Source organism: Streptomyces sp. NPDC018019, from assembly GCF_044327805.1.
GTDB lineage: Bacteria > Actinomycetota > Actinomycetes > Streptomycetales > Streptomycetaceae > Streptomyces.
Genome location: NZ_JBIRGD010000009.1, coordinates 117,365 through 141,237 on the forward strand (window position 1 = coordinate 117,365; position 23,873 = coordinate 141,237).

The window sequence follows — 23,873 nt, forward strand, 5'->3', positions numbered from 1 at the left end:
CAAGATCGTCGAGACCGGCGGCGGACCGCGCCGCCGGGGCGGATAGGCTCGGACCCATGAGCACCACCTCGGACAGCGCCGTCCGCGCGTACATCAACGTCCACCGCGAAGAGTTCCTCGACGACCTCGCCGCCTGGCTGCGCATCCCCTCCGTGTCCGCGGACCCGGCGCGCGCCGCCGACGTGCGCCGCAGCGCCGAGTGGCTGGCCGGCCGGCTCACCGCGACCGGCTTCCCGACCACCGAGATCTGGGAGACGGACGGCGCTCCCGCGGTCTTCGCCGAGTGGCCCTCCGGGGACCCGACGGCCCCCACCGTCCTGGTGTACGGCCACCACGACGTGCAGCCCGCCGCCCCCGAGGACGGCTGGCACACCGACCCGTTCGAGCCGCAGACCATCGACGGCAAGCTGTACGCCCGCGGCGCCGCCGACGACAAGGGCCAGGTGTTCTTCCACACCCTCGGCGTGCGCGCCCACCTGGCCGCGACCGGCCGCACCGCGCCCGCCGTCAACCTCAAGCTCCTCATCGAGGGCGAGGAGGAGTCCGGCTCCCCGAACTTCCCGGCCCTGATCGCCCAGCACGCGGACCGCCTCGCCTGCGACGCGGTGATCGTCTCCGACACGGGCATGTGGTCCAAGGACACCCCGACCGTCTGCACGGGCATGCGCGGCCTCACGGACTGCCAGATCGACCTGTACGGCCCCGACCAGGACATCCACTCCGGCTCCTTCGGCGGCGCGGTGCCCAACCCCGCCACCGAGGCCGCCCGGCTGGCCGCCGCGCTCCACGACGAGGAGCGCCGGGTGGCGATCCCCGGCTTCTACGACGGCGTCGTCGAGCTGACCGACCGCGAGCGCGAGCTCTTCGCCGAGCTGCCCTTCGACGAGGCCGGATGGCTGCGTACGGCGCACTCCCACGCGGCGCTCGGCGAGGCCGGGCACAGCACTCTGGAGCGCATCTGGGCCCGCCCGACGGCCGAGGTCAACGGCATCGGCGGCGGCTATCAGGGCCCCGGCGGCAAGACCATCGTGCCGTCCGCCGCGCAGCTGAAGCTGTCCTTCCGCCTGGTGGCGGGCCAGGACGCGGACGCCGTCCAGCAGTCCGTACGGGACTGGGTCGCCGCCCGCCTGCCCGACGGCATCCGCCACGAGATCACTTTCTGGGGCGCCACCCGCCCCTGCCTGACCCCGCTCGACCACCCCGCCCTGCAGTCCGTCGTACGGGCCATGGGCCGCGCCTTCAACCAGAAGATCCGCTTCACCCGCGAGGGCGGCTCGGGCCCGGCCGCCGACCTCCAGGACGTCCTCGGCGTACCGGTCCTCTTCCTCGGCATATCCATCCCGTCGGACGGCTGGCACGCCCCGAACGAGAAGGTCGAGCTGGACCTGCTGATGAAGGGCGTCGAAACCGCCGCGCACCTGTGGGGCGACCTGGCGGAGAACTGGCGCGTGGCTTGACCGGTGACCGCGCCGTACCGGCGACCGTGCCCGTGAGCCGGGCGGCGCGAACCGTGCCCGTGGGCCGGGCGGCGCGAACCGTCCCCGGCCCACCGGCCGCGCGCGGCCCGCGCCGGGGGCTCGGCCCGGAGGCCGGCCGTGGTCCGTGGCCTGGCCGCGGCCTGTGCCTGGGCCGTGGTCCGCGTCGGCCCGCGGCCGGGAGCGCGTCCGCGGCCGTGCCGACTCCGCGGGCGTTCCCGGCGGGCGACGGGCCTCCGGCGGGCGGCGCACCCCCGGCAAACGACGCGGCCACGCCTTCGTACATGGCCACGGCCCCCTCGTACACGACCACGGCCCCTTCGTACGCGGCCGGGCCGACCGCGCCCGCCGGGACCGTACGCGTGCCGCCGCCCGCCCGGACCGTACGCGTGCCGCCGCCCGCCGCGACCGCCGTCCGCCCGGCGCCCGCGCCCGTATGCAGCAACCACGGCAATCACCCACGCCACAGGGGGAGTTGGAAACCGCAGTGACCACCTGGACCGACCACAGCGCCGACCGGCCGATCACCTTCAGCGCGCCGAGCGGCATCGACCGCGCCGCCCACCACCGCCTCGACGAGGCGTGGCTCGCGGCGGCCTGGAGCCACCCGACGACGCGCGTCTTCGTGGTCTCCGGCGGCCAGGCCCTGGTCGACGACACCCCGGACGGGCGTACGGAACTGGTCATGACGCCGTCCTTCGAGGCGCCGCTCACCGAGACGCACCGCTACTTCCTCGGTACCGACGAGGACGGCGTGCGCTACTTCGCGCTCCAGAAGGACGCGCTGCCGGGGCGCATGGACCAGTCCGCGCGCCCCGCGGGCCTGCGCGAGGCGGGCCTGCTGCTCTCCCCGCGCGACGCCGGCCTGCTCGTGCACGCCGTCGCCCTGGAGAACTGGCAGCGCCTGCACCGCTTCTGCTCGCGCTGCGGCGAGCGCACCGTGATCGCCGCGGCGGGCCACATCCGCCGCTGCCCCGCCTGCGGCGCCGAGCACTACCCGCGCACCGACCCCGCCGTGATCATGCTCGTCACGGACGAGGAGGACCGCGCGCTGCTCGGCCGCCAGGTCCACTGGCCGGAAGGCCGCTTCTCCACCCTCGCGGGCTTCGTGGAGCCCGGCGAGTCCATCGAGCAGTCGGTGGCCCGCGAGGTCTACGAAGAGGCGGGCGTGGTCGTCGGCGACGTCGAATACGTCGCCAGCCAGCCGTGGCCCTTCCCGTCCAGCCTGATGCTCGGCTTCATGGCCCGCGCCACGTCCTCCGAGATCCAGGTCGACGGCGAGGAGATCGAAGAGGCCCGCTGGTTCTCCCGCGAGGACCTGAAGGCCGCCTTCGAATCCGGCGAGGTCCTCCCCCCGTACGGCATCTCCATCGCCGCCCGCCTGATCGAAATGTGGTACGGCAAGCCGCTGCCGAAGCCGTAGCCGTCCCAACGGCGAGGAGCCCGGGGCCCCGACAGGGCTCCGGGCCTTTCGCCTGCCCCTCCTACTGCCCGCTCGTCCGGCCGGGACCTGCCCCTCACCGGCACCTGGGTGGAGCAGACCGCGACGGACGGCTACTACGCCGGTGCCCGCTACCACGGCGCCCTCCAGCTGCTGGCCGAGCCGACCGGCCGGCGGCTGGCCGGGAAGTGGGTCGGCTTCGGCAAGGACTTCGACGTGAACACCGGCCCCTGGGAGCTGATCTTCAAGGACGCGTCCACGTCGAAGGAGACCGTGGGGCGGTATAGCCGGACGCCCGGCTGATCAGGAGGGTGGCCGTCCCGGGGCGGCGGGCACGACGAAACCCCCGGCCGCGACGACCGGGGGTCCGCCCGTGTGAACCAGGGCTCATGTGGGCCGGGGCCCGCCCATGGGCCGGGGTTCAGACGCCGAGCGCCTGCTTGACCTGGGCCAGGGACGGGTTGGTCAGGGTGGAGCCGTCCGGGAAGAGGAGGGTGGGGACGGTCTGGTTGCCGTCGTTGGCCTTCTCGACGAACGCGGCGGACTCGGGGTCCTGCTCGATGTTGATCTCGGTGTACGCGATTCCCTCGCGGTCCATCTGGCCCTTCAGCCGGCGGCAGTAGCCGCACCACGTGGTGCTGTACATCGTCACAGTGCCCGCCATGGGTCCTCGCGCTCCTTCAAGCTCGGCGTCTATGCGGTGGAAGAACGCTCACCCGCCCCGGACCATTCCCGTCCGTACCGGACCGCTTCCGTGGGCGTACGGCTCCGCATCCGTGGACCCGCGTATTCGTACGACCACGGAGCGGCAGCTGTGGACAACTTTCCCGGCTGCCCCGGCCGACCTGGCAGCATGGCGGGGTGACAGCAGCATCGGACTCCACTCTCTTCCCGCAGGTTGCGGCCGCGACCCAGTTCCCGGCCACGCCCGAGGGTGCCGACGCGGTGCTCGACGGCCTCGACCCCGAGCAGCGCGAGGTCGCCACGGCGCTGCACGGCCCCGTGTGCGTCCTGGCGGGCGCCGGCACGGGCAAGACCCGCGCGATCACCCACCGGATCGCGTACGGCGTCCGTGCGGGCATCCTGCAGCCCGGCACGGTGCTCGCCGTCACGTTCACCGCCCGCGCGGCGGGGGAGATGCGCGGGCGGCTGCGCCAGCTCGGCGCGGGCGGTGTGCAGGCCCGTACGTTCCACTCCGCCGCCCTGCGCCAGCTCCAGTACTTCTGGCCCAAGGCGATCGGCGGCGAGGTTCCCCGGCTGGTGGAGCGCAAGGTCCAGCTGGTCGCGGAGGCCGCCGCCCGCTGCCGCATCCGCCTGGACCGCAACGAGCTGCGGGACGTCACGGGCGAGATCGAGTGGTCCAAGGTCACCCAGACCGTGCCCGCCGACTACCCGGCCGCCGTCCACAAGGCCGGGCGCGAGGCCCCCCGCGATCCGGCCGAGATCGGGCAGATCTACGGGACGTACGAGCAGCTCAAGCGCGATCGGGGCACCATCGACTTCGAGGACGTGCTGCTGCTGACGGTCGGCGTTCTCCAGGAGCGGCACGACATCGCCGAGCAGGTCCGCGCCCAGTACCAGCACTTCGTCGTGGACGAGTACCAGGACGTCAGCCCGCTCCAGCAGCGGCTGCTGGACCTGTGGCTCGGCGACCGCGACAACCTCTGCGTGGTCGGCGACGCCAGCCAGACGATCTACAGCTTCACCGGCGCCACCCCCGAACACCTGCTGAACTTCCGCACCCGCCATCCGAACGCGACGGTCGTCAAGCTGGTCCGCGACTACCGCTCCACCCCCCAGGTCGTACACCTCGCCAACGGCCTCCTGTCCCAGGCGCGCGGCCGCGCCGCCGAACACCGCCTGGAGCTGATCTCGCAGCGGGACCCTGGGCCCGAGCCGGCGTATGTGGAGTACGGGGACGAGCCCGCGGAGGCGGAGGGCACCGCCCGCCGAATCCGCGACCTGATCGCTTCCGGCGTGCCGGCGAGCGAGATAGCGGTCCTCTTCCGTATCAACGCCCAGTCCGAGGTCTACGAGCAGGCCCTCGCCGACCTCGGCGTGCCGTACCAGCTCAGGGGCGCCGAGCGGTTCTTCGAGCGGCCCGAGGTGCGCGAGGCGGGCGTCAAGCTGCGCGGCGCCGCCCGCTTCGGCGCCAACGACGCGCTCCTCGACGACGCCGCCGACCTCCCGTCCGAGGTGCGGGCGGTGCTGAGCGACATGGGCTGGACGAGCCGGCCCCCGGCCGGCTCCGGCGCCGTACGGGACCGGTGGGAGTCGCTGGCCGCCCTGGTCCGGCTCGCCGAGGACTTCGCCAAGGCCCGGCCGACGGCCACCCTCGCCGACCTGGTCACCGAGCTGGACGAGCGGGCCAACGCCCAGCACGCGCCGACCGTCGAAGGTGTGACGCTCGCCTCATTCCACGCGGCCAAAGGTCTGGAGTGGGACGCCGTCTTCCTGGTCGGCCTCACCGAGGGCATGATGCCGATCACCTACGCCAAGACGGACGAGCAGGTCGAGGAGGAGCGCCGTCTGCTGTACGTCGGCGTGACCCGGGCCCGCCTGCACCTGGGCCTGTCGTGGTCCCTGTCGCGCTCTCCGGGAGGCCGGGCGGTCCGCCGCCCCAGCCGCTTCCTGGACGGCCTGCGGCCCGGCTCGGGGTCCGCGCGCCGTACGGCGGCAGCCGTCGCGGGCGGCATCGAGCGAGGTGGCGGCGGCGTCCGGGGCGCGAGCAAGCGCCGCAACCGCGCCCCGGCCCGCTGCCGGGTCTGCGGCAAGACGCTCACCGACGCGGGCGAGATGAAGCTCATGCGCTGCGACGACTGCCCCTGCGAGCTCGACGAGGCGTTGTACGAGCGGCTGCGCGACTGGCGGGCGGAGCAGGCACGGCAGCTGGGCCAGCCGGCGTACTGCGTCTTCACCGACAGGACCCTGATGGCGATCGCCGAGGCCGTACCGGGAACCGAGGGGGAACTGGTGGGCATCCCCGGTGTGGGGGGACGCAAGCTGGGCAGGTTCGGCGCCGACGTCCTCGCGCTGTGCGCAGGTGAGGAGCTGGTTCCGGCAGGGGGCGAGCCCGCGCCGGACGATCTTCCGGAGGGTGGTGCAAGAAGCTCCGGAAAGTCGTCAGAAAAATAGTTTGCGCGCGCGGAGCGCATCCCCATAGCCTTCACAGGCACGGAGACATCGGGCCTTCCGGGATCCGCTGGATTCGTGTTGTACTGAACAAGCCCGGACCGGATTTTCCGGTCCGCCGAGACGCCGAGAGGAGGCGAGACCAGTGATCAGCTTCATCGAGACCCAGAAAATGACCGATCGTTCGGTCGTCGCCGCCTGCACGCTCGGCGCCTCGTTCCCGGGCACCGGTCTGTCCGGCTCCGGCCGACTGTCCGGTCTTGAGGTCTCCCGTGCCGCTTCCCTGGCGTTCCTGCCCAAGGGCGAGTGCGACGAGCGACCGACCGAGGCACCTGCAGTAGCGGCAGCGGCACAGGCAGCGAATGCGCATGCCTTTGTCCGCGCGGCGGCCAACGGTGCCGAATCCCGGATGCAGTACCAGACGCAGCAGGACACGTGGGCCCACCGCGGGCACGAACCCTGGAGAGATCCAGCCTGATCGGCATGATCAGGTCGGCACCTTCCAGGGCCGCGGAACCCACACCGGGATCCGCGGCCCTTTTGCTTTGCCCATGCGCCCGGCCACCAGCCGGGCCGAACAGACGAGGAACACACCACCGTGCAACTCCAGACGCACACCCCGTCCGTCGCCACCGACCTGATTCCCCCGCCCGACTCCCAGGAGAACCCTTTGCTGCCCCTCACCGAGCTCGACGACGAGATCGACCGACTCGGCGCCGCCGTGCCGTGCCGTACCTACGACCCGGAGGTCTTCTTCGCCGAGACCCCGGCCGACGTGGAGTACGCCAAGTCCCTGTGCCAGACCTGTCCGGTGCGCGAGGCGTGTCTCGCCGGCGCCAAGGACCGTCGTGAGCCGTGGGGCGTCTGGGGCGGCGAACTCTTCGTCCAGGGCGTCGTGGTGCCCCGCAAGCGTCCGCGTGGCCGCCCGCGCAAGAACCCGGTCGCGGCATGAACATCAGCGGCGCGTACACCAGCGGCACCGGAACGATCGACCGTCCCGCCCAACGGGACCCCCAGAAGCAGGACCCGATGAACCCCACCCTCACCGACACCACCGCACCCGCGAACCCCGGCGTGATCGAGTCGCGCCAGAACAGGACCCGTGAAATGCAACTCATCCCAGAAGCCCTGGCGCGCGCACATATGCAAGAGCGCCTGCAGGAGGCCGAGTCGGAACGCAGGGCCCAGCGGCTCGCCGCGGCCCGGCGCATGCAGCGCCGCGCCGAGCGGGCATCGCTGCGCGCCCGGCGCGCCTTGGCCATGGCCGTCATGCAGTGAGTCACCGTGGCGGCCCGGCACATGGACTGTGCCGACGCCGCCCGGGTGTCACCACCGCATCACGCACCCAGGCACCACCACGAACCTCAGGGGCTGTCCAACTGGGCGGCCCCTGAGGGCGTTGTGCCCCTTTCCCGGCGGTGCCGGAGATATTGTCGGCTGATGAACCAGAAGACGTACGAACAGGCGGAGTTGGCGACCGGCAACGCGGAGTGCGCCCAGTGCGGCGCCGTCGCCGAGGGGGCCGCACCGATCTGGACCTGCACCATCGCCGACGGCGTCCGCCACCACCTCTGCGACACCTGCACCCGCGCCCACCTGCGCGTCATCGAGTCCCACCTGGACCCGATCGCCGCGCGGTGAAGGCCAACGCCGCGTGGTGAAAGCCATCGGCGGGTGATGAAAGCCGTCAACGAGCGGTGAAGAGGCAGGGCGCGGTGAGGAGGCCGGGCGCCGCGTCATCGCGCGCCCGCGTCAGGCCGGGGTGTCCTCCACTGTTGCCCGGTTCTGTTCGGGTACGGACGGGGCGGCCGTGTCGGCGGGGGTGAAGCCCGGGAGCCAGGCCTCCAACTCGTCGCGCATGCGGACGGTGGCGCCGAGCTGGCACAGGACGCCGATCGTGCTCAGCGTCACGCGGTGTATGAGGAGGTAGGACGGGGGCAGATTGAGCTGACGGCCCAGCTGGTAGGCGGGGGAGCGGGGATCGGCGATGCGCGCGGCCTGGTTGCGCATCCAGGAGCGGGTGAAGGTGAAGGCGTCCACCTGGGCCGGTTCGATGATCGGGAGCAGATAGTCCAGCACCGCGTCGGGGTCCAGCTCGATGGACTCCTTGACGAAGCCTTCCTCGCACAGCAGCTCGTAGACCGCCTCGGCCTCGCCGTCCAGCGTCATGCGCAGGGACGTGCCGATCGTGGGCGGCAGACCGTCCGGCAGGCGGTCGACCGTGCCGAAGTCCAGCACGCCCAGCCGCCACCGCTCGGCCGGCCCGTCCGGGGCGTCCCCCGTCAGCAGGCGGAAGTTGCCCGGGTGGGGGTCGGCGTGCAGCAGGCCGGTCCGCGCGGTGCCGGAGAAGAGGAAGCGGGCCAGGAGCTGTCCGGCCCGGTCGCGCTGCTCCTCGGTGCCGTCGGCGATGACCTCCGACAGGGGGATGCCGTCCATCCACTCGGTCACCAGCACCTGGTCGCCCTGGTGGACCACCGCGGGCACCCGGACGTCCGGGTCGTCGGCGAACTCCTCGGCGTGTGCCTGCTGCGCCTCGGCCTCCAGGGAGTAGTCCAGTTCCTCGGAGACCCGGTCGCGCAGTTCGGAGATCAGCGGCTTGATGTCCATGCCGGGGATCAGGGGGCCGAGCAGCCGGGCGAACCTGCCGAGCTGCGACAGATCGGAGAGCAGGGCCGCGCCCGCTCCCGGGTACTGGACCTTGACGGCCACCGCGCGGCCGTCGTGCCAGACCGCGCGGTGCACCTGCCCGATCGAGGCGGCGGCCGACGGCTTGTCGTCGAACTCCGTGAACAGCTCGCGCCAGTCCGCGCCGAGCCGCTCCACCAGCACCTTGTGCACCGTGTCCGTCGGCATCGGCGGCGCGGCTTCCTGGAGTTTGGTGAGCGCGGCGCGGTACGGGCCGGCGATCTCCTCCGGCAGTGCCGACTCGAAGACGGACAGCGCCTGCCCGAACTTCATCGCGCCGCCCTTCAGCTCGCCGAGCACCCGGAAGAGCTGTTCGGCGGTCCGCTGCTGGAGCTCGCGGCCGACGAGATCCGCCGACCTGCCGCCGATCCGCTTGCCCAGCCCCCAGGTGGCACGGCCGGCGAATCCCAGTGGCAGCGCGGCCAGCTTGGCGGTGCGGGTGACCGCCTTGCGGGGAAGATCTGACATTCGCCCCTCCAACTCACACTGTCCCCAACCGGGGTTACTCCGCCATTGTTACGTGTCGACGTCGCGGTTCCGAGGGACCCGTGGCGCCGGCCGGCCCCGCCGCGCCGCAGCCGCACTCCGGATGCGGCGCGATCCGTGTCGTCCGCCAGTCCGCGCACGGCAGCACCACCTCCATCCGGGCCCCGGTGCAGGGTGGCAACCGACCGTCCAGGAACGCCAGCGCCTGCACGGCCGCCAGCCCCGCCACCGCCGTCGCCAGCGCCGCGTCGCACGCCGGCACGGCCGGTGAGCCGCGCCCCGAGCGCCACTGCGCGAGCAGCCGCGGCCAGGCCGGCTCCGCGTCCGTACGCCGCAGCTCCAGGCACCCGGCGCAGGAGGAGCCGCCCGGCAGGACCAGCGGGCCCACCACACCGGTCCCTTCGATCACCCCGGCGAACAGGTGGGGAATGCCGGCGGACAGGAAGGGCTCGTACAGGACCGGGTCGGGCGCGTAGGCGGCGAGACCGTCGCGCGGCGTGATCACGACCAGTCCGAGCCCCGGCTCGCCCGCCTCCGGCGGCGCGCCGTCGTTCCGGTGTCCGCGCGACCAGGGCGAGGCCTGGTGCACCAGGCTGCGGGCGGCGGTGTCGCGCCGGTCTCCGATGTGCTCCGCCCGCACCCCGCCCGGCACCACGTCCCAGGGCTCGACCGTCCCGCCGTCCTGCACCTCCACCCGCCCGATGCCCGCCGCGGAGAGCAGGGCCGCGACCGAGGCCCCCACCCGTCCCGCGCCGCGCACGCGCGCCCGTACGGCGCGGCGCGCTCCCATCCGCTCCAATCCGCCCGCTGCCTCCGGGTGCCGCACCGACAGCGACGCGAGATCCGCCCGCAGCCGCCCGAAGGCCGCGGTGTCCGACCGCACCGTCTCGGCCGCCGGGCCGCCCGCTGTGGGCGCGTCCAGCAGCCCGGCCCGCCCCAGCCGGTCCACCACCCGCCGCGCGTGCTCGCCGGGCAGCCCCAGCGACTCGGCCGCGTCCGCCAGCTGTGCCAGGCTGCGCGTGCCGTCGATCAAGGCCAGAAAGCTGCCGGTCGCCGTGTCCACCGGCCCCAGCTCCACCGCGTGCGCCGGGGCCACCCCGAACCGCACCGTCTCCCGGTCCCGCCAGCCGCGCCGCAGCGCGGGCTTGAGCATCGGATGCATGGCTCCGCCCCCCGTCGATCGCCTCTCGTCCAGCGGTTGCCAGCATGCCCCGGCCGCCGGGCGGGCGTCGGAAGTTGTCCACAGCCGGCAGGCAATAGTCATACAAGCCATGACTGCCTCTGAGTGTTTCGGTCGCACGGCAGAACCGGGGGACGGGACTTCCCGCGCGGCCAGCGGGTAACGTCGGGGCGTGCCCGCCGACCCTTTGCGCCGAGCCGCAGACCCGCAACGCAGGACCGCCGCGCGCCCCGCGGCCGGGCGTTCCGCGACGAGCGCGGTCGAGGTGCGCAGAAGCTCGCGGCGGCGCCGTACGGTCTCCGCGTACCGCGAGGGCGACCGCACCATCGTGCTGATCCCGGCCCGGATGTCCGAGGCGGAGGAACGGCGCTGGGTGACGGTGATGCTGGACAAGCTCGCCGCCCAGGAGAGCAAGCGCAGGCTCGGCGACAGCGAGCTGGCCGAGCGCGCGGAGCGCCTGTCGCTCCAGTACCTGGACGGCCGCGCCCGGCCCGCCACGGTGCGCTGGGTGACCAACCAGAACACCCGCTGGGGCTCCTGCACGCCCGCCGAGGGCAGCATCCGCCTCTCGCACCGGCTCCAGGGCATGCCCGAGTACGTCATCGACTACGTACTCCTGCACGAGCTGGCGCATCTTCTCGTCCCCGGTCACGGACAGCGTTTCTGGCGGCTCCTGGAGTCATACCCGCGAACGGAGCGGGCGCGCGGCTATCTCGAAGGGGTGGTCGCGGCGGAGCGGCTGCCGCATGTGCCCGCCGCCCGTACGGAATAGGGGTGGTTCCGCCCGGTTCGCGACGCGCCCCGGCATCGCCCGCCGTCGGCGGCAGCGGTTAGCCTGGCGCGACGTCATTGAGAGCGCGGAGCGGGGGGACGGTCGGTTACGTATGGCCAGGGAATTCCAACGGGGCCACAAGGCCAGGATCGGCGATCTGACGGCCGGCACGGATCTGTACGTGGGCGTGCGGATCGCGGGAGCCGGCCTGACCTTCGACATCAGCTGCTTCGGGCTCGACGCGGACGAGCGGCTCTCCGACGACCGGTACTTCGTCTTCTTCAACCAGCCCGCGTCGCCCGAGGGCGCGATCCAGCAGCTCGGTCCCCAGGCGGGCGACACCGAGTCGTTCCGGGTCACCCTCGACCGGATTCCGCCGCAGATCCAGAAGCTCTCGTTCACCGCCACCCTGGACGGCGCGGGTCAGATGTCCCAGATCGGGCCGGGCTACCTGCGCATCGTCGCCGGTGGTGAGGAGGTCGCCCGCTACGCGTTCGACGGCACCGAGTTCACCACCGAGCGCGCCGTCATGCTCGGCGACTTCTACAGGAAGGGCGTGTGGCGCTTCGCCGCGGTCGGGCAGGGCTTCGACGGCGGCCTGGAGGCGCTGCTGAAGAACTTCGGCGGCGAGGTCGCCGAGGAGGAGCCCGCGGCAGCACCCGAGCCGGCCCCGCAGGCCGACGTGCCGGGCTTCGCGCCGCCCGCCGCCGCCGAGCCCGCGCCGGGCTTCGCCGTACCGACGGATCAGGGACAGCCCGCCGCTCCGCAGGAACCCGTCCCGGCCTTCGGCGCGCCGCAGGGCCAACAGTCCCACGGAGCCCCCCGGCCTCCGGCGCCGCCCCAGCCGGAACCGCAGGTTCCGCCGCAGGTCCAGCCGCACCAGCCCCCGGCCCCACAGGTGCACAGCGCCCCGACCATCGCGGCCCCGATGGCGCCGCCCGGTGCACCGACCGGCCAGCCGGGCCAGGTCCCCGGCCGGCAGCCGCCATTCGGCCAGGACCCGTACCAGCAGGCACCGCCTGCCCCGTACGGCCAGCCGCCCCAGGCAGTCCCGCAGGCGCCGCCCCAGGCGCCTCCTCAGGCCCCGTACGGCCAGCCGGGCGGCCAGTTCCCCGGCCCGCAGGCCCCGGCCCCGTACGGCGCTCCCCAGGACCAGGCGGCTCCGTACGGGCAGCCGTCCGCCCAGGGGCCGGGCCTCGGTGTCGTCCTGGACAAGTACCGCGAAGCCCCCACGGGCCGGCGGTGGGCCCCGCAGAACGAGAAGCTGATCCGCGCCGACCTCGGCATCGACGGGCAGCCGGTGCTCGCCCGCCAGGGCAGCATGGTCCTCTACCAGGGCAAGGTCGACTTCAGCTACAAGGGCGCCGGCATCCGGGGCCGCATCGTGGGCAACGCCACCGGCCAGGAGATGCAGCTGATGCGCTGCACGGGCCAGGGCCAGGTGTTCTTCGCCGACAACAGCGCCCACGTGCACCCGATCGAGCTCCAGGGCGACGCGATCTGCGTGTCGGCCGAGAGCGTGCTCGCCTTCGACGAGTCGCTCCAGCACGAGGTCCGCCGCATCGAGGGGCACGGCATCCCGGGCGGCGCGCTGTTCACCATGCAGTTCCAGGGCACCGGCACGGTCGTCGTCAAGACCCAGGGCACCCCGGTCGTCCTCCCGGTCACCCCGACGACCTTCGCGGACGCCAACGCCGTCGTCGCCTGGTCGGCCGCCGCGCAGGTGATCGTCTCCAGCCAGGTGAGCCTGCGCCGCAGCGCGTACCCGGGCCACTCCGGCGAGACCGTGAACCTCCAGTTCCGCGGCGCGCCCGGTAATTTCATCGTCGTCCAGCCCTACGAGGTCTGAGGGAGCCCGTCATGTACGAACAGCAAGTTCCGGGCTACGCCCCGACCGTGCCCGCGGCCCGCATGGAGAACCACGGCAGCGCGATGGTCAAGATCGCCATGCAGAGCGGCCAGGACGTGTTCGCCCGCACCGGCTCGATGGTCGCCTACGAGGGCTTCGTCCAGTACGAGCCGAACCCGCCCGCGGTCCGCCAGATGGCCTCCCAGTGGCTGACCGGCGAGGGCGCGCCCCTGATGAAGTGCTCCGGCGACGGCCTGCTCTACCTCGCCGACTACGGGGCGGACGTGGTCTGCGTCAACCTGGACGGCGACTCGCTCTCCGTCAACGGGACCAACCTCCTGGCGTTCGACGCCCACCTCCAGTGGGGCGTGCAGCGCGTCAAGGGCATGGCCAAGTTCGCCGGCCAGGGGCTCTTCAACGTCGGCATCTCGGGCACCGGCTGGGTCGCGCTGACCTCCCGCGGCACCCCGATCGTGGTGGACTGCGGGCGCGGCGAGGACGAGACGTACGTCGATCCCGACGCGCTCGTCGCCTGGTCGGCCAACCTGAAGATGAAGGGCAAGCGCAGCTTCAAGGCGTCCTCGATGATCGGGCGCGGCAGCGGCGAGGCGTACCAGCTCGGCTTCTCCGGCCAGGGCTTCGTCGTCGTACAGCCCAGTGAGGACAGCACCGACCGGCTCCGGGCCCGGGGCTGAGGGGGAGGACGTCAAGCCATCATGCAGAGTCCGCTTTTCGCCTACACCGAGGCGCAGACCCAGGACCGGTTCGCCCTCCAGAACCCGCAGCTGCTGCGGGTCGCCCTACAGGGCCACGAGGACCTGCTCGCCCGTAAGGGCAGCATGGTCGCCTACCAGGGCCTGCTCGAATTCGACGGGAACCACCAGACCCCGGGACAGCAGCACGCCCGCGCGATGTCGGGCGAGGGCCTCGACCTGATGCGCGTCTCCGGACAGGGCACGGTCTACCTGGCCAACCTGGCCCAGTACGTGCACATCATGGACGTCGACCACGACGGCCTGACCGTGGACAGCAGCTATGTGCTGGCGCTGGACTCCGGCCTCCACTGGGAGGTGATCTCGGTGGACAGCCAGTACGGGATCTCCGGCACCGGCAAGTACCAGCTCAACATCTCCGGCCGGGGCAAGGTCGTGCTGATGACCTCGGGCCAGCCGCTGATACTCCAGGTCACCCCGGACAAGTACGTCAACGCCGACGCCGACGCGGTGGTCGCCTGGTCCGCGTCGCTGCGGGTGCAGATGCAGGCGCAGACGCACGCGTCGGGCGTGTGGCGGCGCCGCGGCGGTACGGGCGAGGGCTGGGAGCTGAGCTTCCTCGGTCAGGGTTACGCGCTCGTCCAGCCCAGCGAGCTGCTGCCGCCGCAGAACGCCGTCATCGGGTCCGGCCTCGCCGCCCAGTTCGGCATGGGCCGGCAGGGCGCCCACGGGCAGAACCAGGGCAACATCTTCACCAACTGAGGCGCGCGGCTGCTCGTAGGCCGGCCGTTCCGCGCATCGGCCGCCCGCGTTCTCTCCGTAACGAGAGAGCGCGGGCGACCACAGAGCGTCCTACAGAAGCGCGCGCGTGCGCTCCATGAGGCGGACGACCGAGTCGTCCGCGACGTCCGCCACCTCGTCGTACGGGAACCAGCGCAGGTCCAGCGACTCGTCGCTGATCGCGGCCTCGGCCCCGTCCGGCGCCAGGGCCGCGTACTGCACGTCCAGATGCCACGCGCACGGCGTCAGATGGCGGTCCAGGCGCACCGGCCCGCCCAGCAGCGTCAGCCCGGTGATCCCGGATTCCTCGCGTGCCTCGCGCAGGGCCGCGTCCGCGAGCGTGGCGTCCTCCGGCTCGCAGTGGCCGCCCATCTGGAGCCACATCTTGAGCTTGCGGTGCAGCGTCAGCAGCACCCGCCCGCGCGCCGGGTCGATCACCAGGGCGCTGGCCGTGATGTGCCCGTCCTTGCACGGCTTGACCATGCCGTCCGGGTGGGCGGCCAGGTGGTCCAGGTAGGCCAGCCGCAGCCGGTCCTGCTCGGGGGACGGCGCGGGCCACTCCTTGAGGACCCGCGCCGCGTCGTCGTGAAGGCTCACTTCTCGTCGTCGCCCTTGCCGCCGTCGCCCTCGGGCCGGCCGCCCTCCTCGGAGCCGCCCTGGGCGCCGCCCTCGCCGGTCTCCTTGGTCAGGTCCGGCTTCCCGGCACCGCCCGCGGCCTCCCCGAGCATCTTGTCCAGCTCGGAGAAGTCCAGCTGCTCGTGGTGGACAAAACCGTCCGGGTCGTCCAGGTCGGCGGCCGTGGGGAGCATGTCCGGGTGCTCCCACAGGGCGTCGCGTCCGTCCAGGCCGCGCGCATCCGTCAGCAGGGCCCACAGCCGCGAGGCGTCCCGCAGGCGCCGCGGGCGCAGCTCCAGGCCGATCAGGGTGGCGAAGGTCTGCTCGGCCGGGCCACCGGTCGCCCGGCGTCGCCGCAGCGTCTCGCGCAGCGCGTCCGCCGAGGGCAGGTGCGGGGAGGCGGCGGCGTGCACGACCGCGTCCACCCAGCCCTCGACGAGGGCCAGCGCCGTCTCCAGACGGGCCAGCGCCGCCTTCTGCTCCGGGGTGTCCTCGGGCTGGAACATGCCCTGCTGGAGGGCGTTCTGCAGCTCTTCCGGATGCTGCGGGTCGAGCTGGCCGACCACGTCCTCCAGCTTGGTCGTGTCGACCTTGATCCCGCGGGCGTAGCCCTCGACCGCGCCGAACAGGTGGGAGCGCAGCCACGGCACGTGGGCGAAGAGCCGCTGGTGGGCGGCCTCGCGCAGGGCCAGGTAGAGCCGCACCTCCTCCTCCGGGACGCCGAGCCCGGAGCCGAAGTTCGCGATGTTGCCCGGCAGCAGCGCGGCCTTGCCGGCCGGTCCCAGCGGCAGCCCGACGTCCGTCGAGCCGACCACCTCGCCGGCCAGGACGCCCAGCGCCTGCCCGATCTGCGTACCGAACATCGCGCCGCCCATGGAGCGCATCATGCCGAGCAGCGGGCCCGCCATGGCCTGCATCTCCTCGGGCAGGACGTCGCCCATGGCCGCGCCGACGCGCTCGGCGACCGGGTCCACCAGGTCCTTCCACACCGGCAGGGTCTCCTCGACCCACTCGGCGCGGCTCCAGGACAGCACCGTGCCCGCTCCCGAAGGCAGCGACGTCACGCCGTCCAGCCACAGGTCGGCCAGGCGCACGGCCTCCTCGACGGCCGCCCGCTCACCGGGGGAGACGCTCGCGTCCTTGGTGCCGTCCTCGGTGCCCTGCGCGACCGTCTGCCGCGCGATGTCCTTGGCCATGTCCCAGTTCACGGGGCCGCCCTCGTAGGAGAGCATCTGGCCCAGCTTCTGGAAGGCGGCGCCAAGGTCGCCAGGGTTCATCTCGCCGCCAGGGCCGCCCATGCCGCCGAAGAGCGCCGCGAACGGATTGTCCGCCCCGCTCCCGCCGCCGAATCCGAACGGGTTCGCGGGGCCCTGGCTACCTCCCTGGCCGCCCTTCTTCTTGCCGTTGTCGCCGTCCTCCGGCTCCTCCGGCGGAAGGCCGAATCCAAATGGGGTGTCACTCACGGGTTTCCTCGGCTCGTAGGGCCGCCGGCCCGGGGCCGGCGGCGGCTGCCCGACATTCTCTTCCAGCCTAGACACCCCGCCCGCATCGGGGCTCGGTGCTTCGCCGTCCTTGTGCCTGCGGCAGGATGGACGGCACCTGGTACGTACGCGTCAGCACGCCTACGCACTGAAGACAACCGCTGGAGACGCCCGGTGAGTTCCCCAGATCCGACCGTTCGCGCAGCGCGAAACGCTGCGGCCGAGACCGAGAAAGCCGGCAAGCAGGCGGGCGGCGCGCCCGCCCGGCCGCTGCGCCGCCCCGTCGTCGCGGTCACCGGCGCCGCCTCCGGAGTGGGCGCCCTGCTCACCCAGGCGCTGACCGAGTCCGACGAGGTCAAGCGGGTGGTGGCCATCGACGAGCGCCGCGGTGAGGCCGCCGAGGCGCACTGGCACGTCCTGGACGTCCGGGACCCGGCCATCGCCGACAAGCTGCGCGGCGTGGACGTCGTCGTGCACCTGGCCGTCGATCTCGACCTGGAGACCGACGCCGCGGCCCGTACGGCGTACAACGTGCGCGGCACGCAGACGGTCCTCACGGCCGCCGCGGCCGCTGGGGTGCACCGGGTCGTGCTGTGCACCTCCGCCATGGTGTACGGCGCGCTCCCGGACAACGACGTACCGCTGGCCGAGGACGCCGAGCTGCGCGCCACCGCCGACGCCACCGGGGTCGGCGACCTCCTGGAGATCGAGCGGCTGGCGCACCGCGCGCCCCGGGCGCACCCCGGCCTGAACGTCACCGTGCTGCGCCCCACCGTCCTGGTGGGCGGCACGGACACCGCGCTGACCCGCTACTTCGAGTCGCCGCGGCTGCTGGTCGTCGCCGGTTCGCGCCCCGCCTGGCAGTTCTGCCATGTGGAGGACCTGGTCAGCGCCCTGCTGTACGCCGCGCTGGAGAAGGTCGAGGGCGAGCTGGCGGTGGGCTGCGACGGCTGGCTGGAGCAGGAGGAGGTCGAGGAGCTCTCCGGGATCCGGCGCATGGAGCTGCCGTCCTCGGTGGCGCTCGGCGCCGCCGCCCGGCTGCACCGGATCGGCCTCACCCCGTCGCCCGCCGGGGACCTGGCGTACACGATGCACCCGTGGGTCGTCAGCGGCAGCCGGCTGCACGAGGCGGGCTGGCGCCCCCGGTGGACGAACGAAGAGGTGCTGGCCGAGCTGCTGGAGGAGGTCGCGGGCCGGCACACGGTCGCGGGCCGCCGGCTGGGCCGCAAGGACGCCACCGCGGCCGGTGCGGCGGGCGCGACCGTCGCCCTCCTGGGCACCGCCGCCCTGGTGCGCCGCGCCCGCAAGGCCCGCCGCCGTATCTGAGGCCGCGGGCCGGGCCCGGGGCGGATCTTTCGTACGGATGGCCGGGCCGCGCGCGTCCGTCCGCCTGTAGGGGTCTCCATACGGCCTTCCGCAGGACCGGTGGAAAGGCCATGTTCCGCGGCGTCTCTCCGTACGGCACGATGGGGGCATGCCAGGCACGTATGACCACCCGGGTGAGCAGGGCACGGCGGACCCGATCCGCCTGCTCGCCGTCCGTGACACCCCGCTGTCCCTGGACGAGGTCTTCGCGGCCGTCGGCGACCCGGCGGCCGGCGGCACGGCCCTGTTCGTCGGCACGGTCCGCTCCCACGACCAGGGCGCCGACGTGGCCGGCCTCGGTTACTCGGCGCACCCGAGCGCCGAGGCCGAACTGCGCCGCGTCGCCGAGAAGGTGGCCGCCGACCACCCCGTACGCGCGCTGGCCGCGGTGCACCGGGTGGGCGAGCTGGCCGTCGGTGACCTGGCCGTCGTCGTCGCGGTCTCCTGCCCGCACCGGGCGGAGGCGTTCGCGGCCTGCCGGCGGCTGATCGACGACCTCAAGCACGAGGTGCCGATCTGGAAGCACCAGCGTTTTTCGGACGGTACGGAGGAGTGGGTCGGTGCCTGCTGACGGCCGGTTCCGGGCGGTGGCGCCCGTTCCGGCCGGTCGCCGGGAAAGCCTTTACGCGCGCTCCGGTTGCGTAACCCGCCCCCTGGCGTAAGCGTTGACCTGGCAGATGGTTAATCTGCTTATTCGTCGTTGCGGTTGTTACAAGGGGTCGGGAGGCCGCTATGGGAGCGCTCCTCTGGTTGCTGATTCCGGTTCTGGCCGCCATCGCCGCCGTCGTGTGGAGCAGTTGGGCATCACGCAATCGCAGGACCGGGGATGTCGCGGAACTGGCGGGCTACGCGCGCTTCCGGGAGGCGATGGAGAAGCCCGAGAAGGCGCATTCCGGTTCCGACGCGGCATGAGCATGCCGGAGTGAGCCGGCGCCGTGGCGGGCGTACGCAGCCGCAAGCGGCCGGCGTGGCTCCGATTGCCCGGCGCCCTCGCGCGCTCCCGCCCGCCCACGGACGGACGGCCCCGGGAACCGGGTGTCGGAGGCGTCCCGTACTGTCGTTCCATGCCACGCCGCACCGCGACGCTGCTCGCCTCGACCCTGATGCTGATCGCGCTGCTCTGCGCCGGGGTGCTGATTCCCGTCCCGTATTCGGAGATGTATCCGGGCCCCACGACCAACACGCTGGGTGACCACAAGGGCGAGCCGGTGCTGCAGATCTCCGGCCACAAGACGTATCCCACCTCCGGCAACCTGAACATGGTCACGGTCCGGGTCACCGGCGCCGAGTACAAGATGAACCTCTTCGAGGCGGTCTACGGCTGGCTCAAGCACGACAGCATCGTGGTCCCGCACAAGATCCTCTACCCGGAGGGCCAGACGGCGGAGGAATCCGACCAGCAGAACGCCGAGGAGTTCACCCAGTCCCTGGAGAGCGCCAAGGTGGCGGCGTTCAAGCAGCTGAAGATCCCGGTCGGTTCCCAGACGGTGGTGGCATCCGTCGTCAAGAACGCCCCCGCGGACGGGAAGCTGCACGCCGGTGACGTGATCAAGGCCGTGGACGGTACGGAGATCAAGGCCAACACGGACGTCGCCAAGCTGGTGACCGGGCACAAGCCGGGCGAGAAGGCCGTCTTCACGGTCATCCCGGCCAAGGAGGCGGCCGCGGCCCAGAAGAAGGGCAAGCGGCCCGAGGGCCCCACCAAGGACGTCGCCGTCACCACCACGAAGGCGAAGGACGGCCGGTCCATAGTCGGGATCCAGGCCGGCATCGACTACACGTTCCCGTTCAACGTGGACATCAAGCTGGCCGACGTCAGCGGCCCCAGCGCCGGACTGATGTTCGCCCTCGGGATCATCGACAAGCTCACCCCCGAGGATCTGACCGGCGGCAAGTTCGTGGCCGGTACGGGCACCATCGACGCCGACGGCAAGGTGGGGCCGATCGGCGGCATCGCGATGAAGGTCGTCGGCGCGCGCAACAAGGGCGCCGAGTACTTCCTCACGCCCAAGGACAACTGCTCGGCCGTGGTCGACGACCACCCGGACGGCCTGCGCCTGGTGAAGGTGGACACCATCGGCGACGCGCTGCGGTCCCTGGAGAAGATCCGCAAGGGCGACACGGCCGGCCTGCCGAGCTGCCCCGCGAACAAGTAGCCGGCCCGGCTCGTACGGGCTCCGAGCCGGTCACGGCAGGGCCGCGGGCCGGGGCGGGGGCGCGGACCCGGCCTCGGGCGGCCCGGCGTCAGCCCTCGAAGGTCGCGGCCAGCGCGTCCGCCAGACCGGGCACCAGCTGCGAGCCGGTCAGCACCTCGGACGTCGCGTCCTTCTCGCGCAGCCGCAGCGCCGACTCCCGGGCACCGTCCCGCAGGACCGCCACCGTCATCCGCACCTCCTGGCGGTCCGGGTGGCCGGCGACCCACTTGGCGAGCTGGGCCTCGTCCATGCCCTCCGGTACGGAGTCCTCGGCGGACGGCGGCAGCATCAGCCGCTCCACCGTCATGGCGCAGCCGGCCACCGCATCCGGCCAGCCGATGGTGGCCAGGAACTCGTCCAGCGGCACGTCCGCGGGGACCTCGTCCTGTTCCACGGGGGTCAGCGAGGCGGTGGTGGAGTCGTCGATGCCCAGCTGCTCGGCGAGCGAAGGTTCCTGCTCGCGGAGCCGGGCGGTGTCCACGAGGGCGAAGAGGCGGGCGGGCTGGTCCCAGCCGAGCCCGGCGGCGTACTCGTCGATTTCGAGCACGGCGCGGGTCAGCGGGCTGGCGGCGAGGGGGGTGCCGTCGACAGGAAGGTTGTTCATGCCCAATATCGTGCCCTGCGGACCCCGGAAAACGGGAACCGAGTAAAGCCTTAGTAAGTTGCATCAGTGGGTCCTACTATCGCCGGGCCTGCTCCATACGACAGCGAACTTCGAGGTGCGCACCTTGGCTTTCCAGATGCCGGACCGCGGCGGAGGCCCGACTGGGCCACGGATCAGAGTCGGCCGACCGTCCCGGCGGGTCCGGACCCTGTTCATGACACTGGGCGTGCTGGCGGTGCTGGCCATGCTCTTCGTCATGTTCTCCGGGTTCTGGACCGACTGGCTCTGGTACCGGTCGGTCAAGTACTCCTCCGTCTTCACCACCACGCTGTGGACGAAGATCGGTCTGTTCTTCGCCTTCGGCTTCCTGATGGCCGCCGCGGTCGGGGTGAACATCTGGCTGGCGCACCGGCTGCGGCCGCCGCTGAGCGCGATGTCCATGGAGCAGCAGAGCCTGGACCGCTACCGGATGGGCATCGCGCCGTACAAGAAGTGGGCGCTGATCGCGGTCACCGCGGTGGTGGGCCTGATCGCCGGCGCGTCGGCCTCCGGCCAGTGGCGTACGTGGCTCCAGTGGGTGAACGGCGTGCCGTTCGGCCAGCAGGACCCGCAATTCGGCAAGGACGTCTCGTTCTACGCCTTCGACCTGCCCTGGTACCGCTTCCTGCTCAGCTTCGGCTTCGCGTGCGCGGTGCTGTGCCTGATCGCCGCGGCCCTCACCCACTACCTGTACGGCGGGCTGCGCGTCACGAGCCCCGGCTCGCGCGCGACGGCCGCCGCCACCGGACACCTGTCCGTGGTGCTGGGCATCTTCGTGACGCTCAAGGCCATCGCGTACTGGCTCGACCGGTACGGCCTCGCGGTCAAGTCCAGCGGGCTGAAGTCCGCCGACGGCTGGACGGGCCTGCGCTACGTGGACGCCAACGCCTATCTGCCGGCGAAGACGATCCTGTTCTTCATCGCGGCGATCTGCGCGGTGCTGTTCTTCGCGACGCTGTGGCGGCGCACCTGGCAGCTGCCGGTCATCGGCTTCGGCCTGATGGTGCTCTCCGCGGTCCTCATCGGCGGCCTGTACCCGGCCATCGTGCAGAAGTTCCAGGTCCAGCCGAACGAGCAGGCCAAGGAAGCGCCGTACATCAAGCAGAACATCAAGGCGACCCGTGACGCGTACGACATCAACGGTGTCGACGTGCAGGGGTACGACGGCAACTACAAGCCGAAGGACGACGCGGACCGGCGGAAGCTGCGGGACGCCGCCGACACCACCGCGAGCGTGCGCCTGCTCGACCCGAACGTGGTCTCCCCGGCCTTCCAGCAGCGCCAGCAGGTCCGCAGCTACTACCAGTTCCCGTCCACCCTCGACGTCGACCGCTACAAGGACAAGGACGGCAAGGACCAGGACACCGTCATCGGTCTGCGCGAGCTGAACCTCAACGGCGTCTCCGAGCGGAACTGGATCAACGACCACTTCAAGTACACCCACGGGTACGGCGCGGTGGCCGCCAAGGGCACCACGTTCGCCGAGGGCGGCGAGCCCGATTACACCGAGAGCGAGCTGCCCTCGAAGGGCCAGTTCGGGCCGTACGAGCAGCGCGTCTACTACGGCGAGAAGACCACCCAGTACTCGATCGTGGGCGGGCCGCAGAAGGAGCTGGACTACTCCTCCGACAAGAGCGGCGAGAAGAGCTACAGCTACACCGGCAAGAGCGGGGTGAACCTCGCCAACCCGATCAACCGCGCCGCCTACGCGGTGGCGTTCGGCGAGCCGCAGATCCTCTACTCGGGCGCCATCGGCGAGGGCTCGCGGATCCTGTACAACCGCACGCCCAAGGAGCGCGTGGAGGCGGTCGCCCCCTGGCTGACCATCGACGGTGACGCCTACCCGGCGGTCATCGACGGCCGGATCCAGTGGATCGTGGACGCCTACACGACGAGCAACGGCTATCCGTACGCCTCGCGCACCACGCTCGGCGACACCACCGCCGACTCGCTCACCGACGGTCAGCGGGCGGTCGTCGCCCAGCAGAATCAGGTCAACTACATCCGCAACTCGGTCAAGGCGACGGTCGACGCCTACGACGGCTCGGTCAAGCTCTACCAGTGGGACACCAAGGACCCGGTCCTGAAGACCTGGATGAAGTCGTTCCCCGGGACGGTCGAGAAGAAGAGCGCCATCAGCAAGTCGCTGATGGAGCACATGCGCTACCCGCAGGACCTCTTCAAGGTGCAGCGCCAGCTGCTGACGACGTACCACGTCACCGACCCGAACACCTTCTACACGGGCAGCGAGCGCTGGCAGGTGCCGAACGACCCGACGAACAAGTCGGGCAACTCGGTGCCGCCGTACTACCAGAGCCTGAAGATGCCCGACCAGAAGGCCCAGACCTTCGCGCTGACCACGACGTTCACGCCCAACAAGCGCGACAACCTGGGTGCGTTCATGGCGGTGGACGCCAACGCGACCAGCGCCGACTACGGCAAGATCAGAGTGCTGAAACTGCCGTCGCAGACGCCGGTGCCCGGGCCGCAGCAGGTCCAGTCGAAGTTCAACTCCGATCCGAAGATCGCCAATGAGCTGAACATCCTCAAGAAGCTCGGCGACTCCGAGATCGAGTACGGCAACCTGCTCACCGTCCCGATGAACGGCGGCCTGCTGTACGTCGAACCGGTCTATCTGCGCGGCGCCGGCACCAACTACCCGCTGCTGAAGAAGGTGCTGGTCAGCTACGGCGAGAACGACCCGGTGCTGGGCAACAACCTGGACGAGGCGCTGGACGTCGTGTTCGGCAAGAAGCCGCCGGGCTCCGGTACGGAGCAACCGCCGTCCGGCGAGGGCGACACGGGCAAGCAGCCGCCGGCCGACCAGACGGCCCAGCAGGCCCTCGACGACGCCGTGAAGGCTTACGAGGACGGCGAGAAGGCCCGCAAGGAAGGCGACTGGGCCGGTTACGGCGAGGCGCAGAAGAAGCTGAAGGCGGCCCTGGACCGGGCCGCCGAGGCGGCGAAGAAGGCCGCGCAGAAGGGTGACGCCGGCAAGAACGGCGGCACCGGCGGCGGCTGAGACGGCGGCCCGGCCCCCATGCGGGCCGGGCCCACCTCC

At 72.0% G+C, this 23,873-nt stretch carries 22 protein-coding genes and 1 pseudogene; 17 read left to right on the forward strand and 6 right to left on the reverse strand.

The genetic code is table 11. The annotated features are described in order from the left end of the window. Positions 1–56 precede the first annotated feature (56 nt). The 3 genes and pseudogenes from ACH4FX_RS17265 to ACH4FX_RS17275 form a co-directional block, all read left to right on the forward strand. The gene (locus ACH4FX_RS17265) at positions 57–1,457 is read left to right on the forward strand and encodes a dipeptidase (protein ID WP_398479689.1); all 1,401 of its coding nucleotides are present in this window, start codon (positions 57–59) and stop codon (positions 1,455–1,457) included. Between the two features lie 505 nt (positions 1,458–1,962). Further along, entirely contained in the window at positions 1,963–2,898 is a 936-nt protein-coding gene (gene nudC / locus ACH4FX_RS17270) for an NAD(+) diphosphatase (RefSeq protein WP_030662324.1), read from the forward strand. Between the two features lie 93 nt (positions 2,899–2,991). Further along, positions 2,992–3,219 (forward strand): annotated as a pseudogene (locus ACH4FX_RS17275) (XRE family transcriptional regulator); the annotation flags it as partial. Between the two features lie 118 nt (positions 3,220–3,337). Here the strand turns inward: ACH4FX_RS17275 and ACH4FX_RS17280 are convergent. Beyond that, positions 3,338–3,580 (reverse strand): mycoredoxin, encoded by a 243-nt coding sequence (locus tag ACH4FX_RS17280; RefSeq protein WP_398479691.1) that lies wholly within the window; start codon positions 3,578–3,580, stop codon positions 3,338–3,340. Positions 3,581–3,777: 197 nt separating this feature from the next. Between ACH4FX_RS17280 and ACH4FX_RS17285 the strand changes: the two genes are divergently transcribed. The 5 genes from ACH4FX_RS17285 to ACH4FX_RS17305 all read left to right on the forward strand — a co-directional run bounded on the left by ACH4FX_RS17285 (position 3,778) and on the right by ACH4FX_RS17305 (position 7,689). Further along, the gene (locus ACH4FX_RS17285) at positions 3,778–6,051 is read left to right on the forward strand and encodes an ATP-dependent DNA helicase UvrD2 (RefSeq protein WP_398479693.1); all 2,274 of its coding nucleotides are present in this window, start codon (positions 3,778–3,780) and stop codon (positions 6,049–6,051) included. Positions 6,052–6,193: 142 nt separating this feature from the next. Next, positions 6,194–6,526, forward strand: a complete 333-nt coding sequence (locus ACH4FX_RS17290; protein ID WP_398479695.1) for a hypothetical protein — start codon at positions 6,194–6,196, stop codon at positions 6,524–6,526. Positions 6,527–6,646: 120 nt separating this feature from the next. Then, complete coding sequence (locus tag ACH4FX_RS17295) at positions 6,647–7,000, forward strand: WhiB family transcriptional regulator (RefSeq protein WP_030587324.1); 354 nt, start codon at positions 6,647–6,649, stop codon at positions 6,998–7,000. After that, positions 6,997–7,326 (forward strand): hypothetical protein, encoded by a 330-nt coding sequence (locus ACH4FX_RS17300; RefSeq protein ID WP_398479697.1) that lies wholly within the window; start codon positions 6,997–6,999, stop codon positions 7,324–7,326. The genes ACH4FX_RS17295 and ACH4FX_RS17300 overlap by 4 nt, the downstream gene beginning before the upstream one ends. A gap of 162 nt (positions 7,327–7,488) precedes the next feature. Beyond that, positions 7,489–7,689, forward strand: a complete 201-nt coding sequence (locus ACH4FX_RS17305; protein WP_398479699.1) for a hypothetical protein — start codon at positions 7,489–7,491, stop codon at positions 7,687–7,689. A gap of 111 nt (positions 7,690–7,800) precedes the next feature. On the opposite strand, the gene ACH4FX_RS17310 is transcribed toward ACH4FX_RS17305, so the two are convergent. Both ACH4FX_RS17310 and ACH4FX_RS17315 read right to left on the reverse strand, forming a co-directional pair. Next, the gene (locus ACH4FX_RS17310) at positions 7,801–9,201 is read right to left on the reverse strand and encodes an ABC1 kinase family protein (RefSeq protein WP_398479701.1); all 1,401 of its coding nucleotides are present in this window, start codon (positions 9,199–9,201) and stop codon (positions 7,801–7,803) included. Between the two features lie 34 nt (positions 9,202–9,235). Next, positions 9,236–10,381: a ThiF family adenylyltransferase gene (locus tag ACH4FX_RS17315; RefSeq protein WP_398479703.1), complete on the reverse strand. Its 1,146-nt coding sequence runs from the start codon at positions 10,379–10,381 to the stop codon at positions 9,236–9,238. A 190-nt stretch (positions 10,382–10,571) separates the two neighbouring features. Between ACH4FX_RS17315 and ACH4FX_RS17320 the strand changes: the two genes are divergently transcribed. The 4 genes from ACH4FX_RS17320 to ACH4FX_RS17335 all read left to right on the forward strand — a co-directional run bounded on the left by ACH4FX_RS17320 (position 10,572) and on the right by ACH4FX_RS17335 (position 14,495). After that, complete coding sequence (locus tag ACH4FX_RS17320) at positions 10,572–11,171, forward strand: M48 family metallopeptidase (protein ID WP_398479705.1); 600 nt, start codon at positions 10,572–10,574, stop codon at positions 11,169–11,171. 112 nt (positions 11,172–11,283) lie between these two features. After that, the gene (locus ACH4FX_RS17325; RefSeq protein ID WP_398479707.1) at positions 11,284–13,020 is read left to right on the forward strand and encodes a TerD family protein; all 1,737 of its coding nucleotides are present in this window, start codon (positions 11,284–11,286) and stop codon (positions 13,018–13,020) included. An 11-nt stretch (positions 13,021–13,031) separates the two neighbouring features. After that, entirely contained in the window at positions 13,032–13,715 is a 684-nt protein-coding gene (locus tag ACH4FX_RS17330; RefSeq protein ID WP_398479709.1) for an AIM24 family protein, read from the forward strand. 21 nt (positions 13,716–13,736) lie between these two features. After that, complete coding sequence (locus tag ACH4FX_RS17335; RefSeq protein ID WP_398479711.1) at positions 13,737–14,495, forward strand: AIM24 family protein; 759 nt, start codon at positions 13,737–13,739, stop codon at positions 14,493–14,495. A 90-nt stretch (positions 14,496–14,585) separates the two neighbouring features. On the opposite strand, the gene ACH4FX_RS17340 is transcribed toward ACH4FX_RS17335, so the two are convergent. Both ACH4FX_RS17340 and ACH4FX_RS17345 read right to left on the reverse strand, forming a co-directional pair. Further along, positions 14,586–15,110, reverse strand: coding sequence for an NUDIX hydrolase (locus ACH4FX_RS17340; RefSeq protein WP_398479713.1), 525 nt, complete (start codon positions 15,108–15,110; stop codon positions 14,586–14,588). Then, positions 15,107–16,591: a zinc-dependent metalloprotease gene (locus ACH4FX_RS17345; RefSeq protein ID WP_398479715.1), complete on the reverse strand. Its 1,485-nt coding sequence runs from the start codon at positions 16,589–16,591 to the stop codon at positions 15,107–15,109. Before ACH4FX_RS17345 ends, ACH4FX_RS17340 begins: the two co-directional genes overlap by 4 nt. 192 nt (positions 16,592–16,783) lie before the next feature. Here ACH4FX_RS17345 and ACH4FX_RS17350 point away from each other — a divergent pair, with 192 nt between their 5' ends. The 4 genes from ACH4FX_RS17350 to ACH4FX_RS17365 all read left to right on the forward strand — a co-directional run bounded on the left by ACH4FX_RS17350 (position 16,784) and on the right by ACH4FX_RS17365 (position 20,130). Continuing rightward, a complete protein-coding gene (locus ACH4FX_RS17350) occupies positions 16,784–17,935 on the forward strand; it encodes an SDR family oxidoreductase (protein ID WP_398479717.1) in 1,152 nt (383 codons plus the stop codon). 148 nt (positions 17,936–18,083) lie between these two features. After that, positions 18,084–18,545 (forward strand): molybdenum cofactor biosynthesis protein MoaE, encoded by a 462-nt coding sequence (locus ACH4FX_RS17355; protein ID WP_398479718.1) that lies wholly within the window; start codon positions 18,084–18,086, stop codon positions 18,543–18,545. A gap of 161 nt (positions 18,546–18,706) precedes the next feature. Then, positions 18,707–18,886 carry a hypothetical protein gene (locus ACH4FX_RS17360; protein WP_030662384.1) on the forward strand — a complete coding sequence of 60 codons (180 nt, stop codon included), beginning with the start codon at positions 18,707–18,709 and terminating at the stop codon, positions 18,884–18,886. A 152-nt stretch (positions 18,887–19,038) separates the two neighbouring features. Next, on the forward strand, positions 19,039–20,130 hold the full coding sequence (locus ACH4FX_RS17365; protein WP_398479720.1) for a PDZ domain-containing protein: 1,092 nt from the start codon (positions 19,039–19,041) through the stop codon (positions 20,128–20,130). Positions 20,131–20,218: 88 nt separating this feature from the next. Here the strand turns inward: ACH4FX_RS17365 and ACH4FX_RS17370 are convergent, their stop codons facing one another. After that, on the reverse strand, positions 20,219–20,773 hold the full coding sequence (locus ACH4FX_RS17370) for a PPA1309 family protein (RefSeq protein ID WP_398479722.1): 555 nt from the start codon (positions 20,771–20,773) through the stop codon (positions 20,219–20,221). A 136-nt stretch (positions 20,774–20,909) separates the two neighbouring features. Here ACH4FX_RS17370 and ACH4FX_RS17375 point away from each other — a divergent pair, with 136 nt between their 5' ends. After that, the gene (locus tag ACH4FX_RS17375) at positions 20,910–23,834 is read left to right on the forward strand and encodes a UPF0182 family protein (protein WP_398479985.1); all 2,925 of its coding nucleotides are present in this window, start codon (positions 20,910–20,912) and stop codon (positions 23,832–23,834) included. Positions 23,835–23,873: the final 39 nt, after the last annotated feature.